The organism is Streptomyces sp. x-19, assembly GCF_046549115.1.
Classification (GTDB): Bacteria; Actinomycetota; Actinomycetes; order Streptomycetales; family Streptomycetaceae; genus Streptomyces; species Streptomyces albulus_C.
The window spans coordinates 1-1,080 of sequence record NZ_JAJPWK010000101.1 but is presented as its reverse complement, the minus strand read 5'-3'; the positions used below and the strand labels follow the sequence as shown (position 1 = coordinate 1,080).

The following is a 1,080-nucleotide window of genomic DNA, read 5'->3' as shown; positions in this document are numbered from 1 at the left end:
GCCGCCGGATGGGTCACCGCCCTGGACAACCTCTCCCACATGACCCCGGACCTGTCCGACGCCATGTGCTGCATCGTCACCGGCGCCGAGAACGTCAAGCGCGCCCTGTTCACCGACGGCGACGTGTTCCGCGTCGGCTACCGCCGCCCCCTGCTCCTGACCGGCATCGACGTGGGCGTCATCCGGCCCGACCTCGCCGAACGCCTCCTGCCGCTGCGGCTGGAACGCCCCCGCGTCCGGCGGACCGAGGCGGAACTGTGGGCCGAGTACGAAGAGGTGCTGCCGGTCGTGCTCGGGTCTCTCCTGGACCTCACGGTCCAGGTCCGCGCGGCCGAGGCAGAGACCCCCACCGACCTGCGGATGGCCGACTTCGCCCACGTGTGCGCGCAGCTCGACGCGGCAACCGGCCTCGGGGCACTGAGCGCCTACCGGGCCAGCCTGGACGACCTCAACGACGACGTCATCGAAGGCGACCTCCTCGCGCAGACCGTCCTCAAGCACGCCGACAGCATCGAAGCAGGCGCGGAACAGCGGATGACCTCCACCGAGTGGCTGTACCTCCTCACCCGCCTCTACAGCGGCGACGAACTGCGCCCCCTGCCCAAGGGCTGGCCGACCACCGGCAAAGTCCTCTCCGACCGCCTCAAGCGCCTCCAGCCCACCCTCGCCGCCCGGAACGTCCTGATCGACTGGGGCCGCACAGCCGAAAGCCGCTACATCGAAGTCAGCCGCCGCTCGGTCCTGCCCCCACACCAGCAGAAGCCGATGCTCTGACCGGCGGCCACGCGCCCGGTCGGACAAGCAAGAGGAGCACCCGGCGCGGCGTGCTCCTCTTGCTGTTCGGCGGAACGCCGCACGAAGGACGCGCCGCGCAGCGGCTCCTTCTTCACGCTGTAAGGCGCACCGCACTACAACAAGCACCCCTCCCTTTGTCCTAAGAGGGAAGACGCTGCGTCATCTACGTCATGCGGACCGAAAAACGGCCCCGACCTGCGGCAACAGCCATGACGCAGACGGCGACCGCTGCGTCAGCCTGCGTCATCTGCGTCACCCGCTGACGCAGCCCATGACGCCGCTATG

The 1,080-nt window shown here is 69.4% G+C and carries 1 pseudogene; it reads left to right on the top strand.

Going from position 1 to position 1,080, the window contains the following annotated elements:
• Positions 1-774 (top strand): annotated as a pseudogene (locus ACLJT4_RS42430) (ATP-binding protein); the annotation flags it as partial.
• Between the last annotated feature and the right edge of the window lie 306 nt (positions 775-1,080).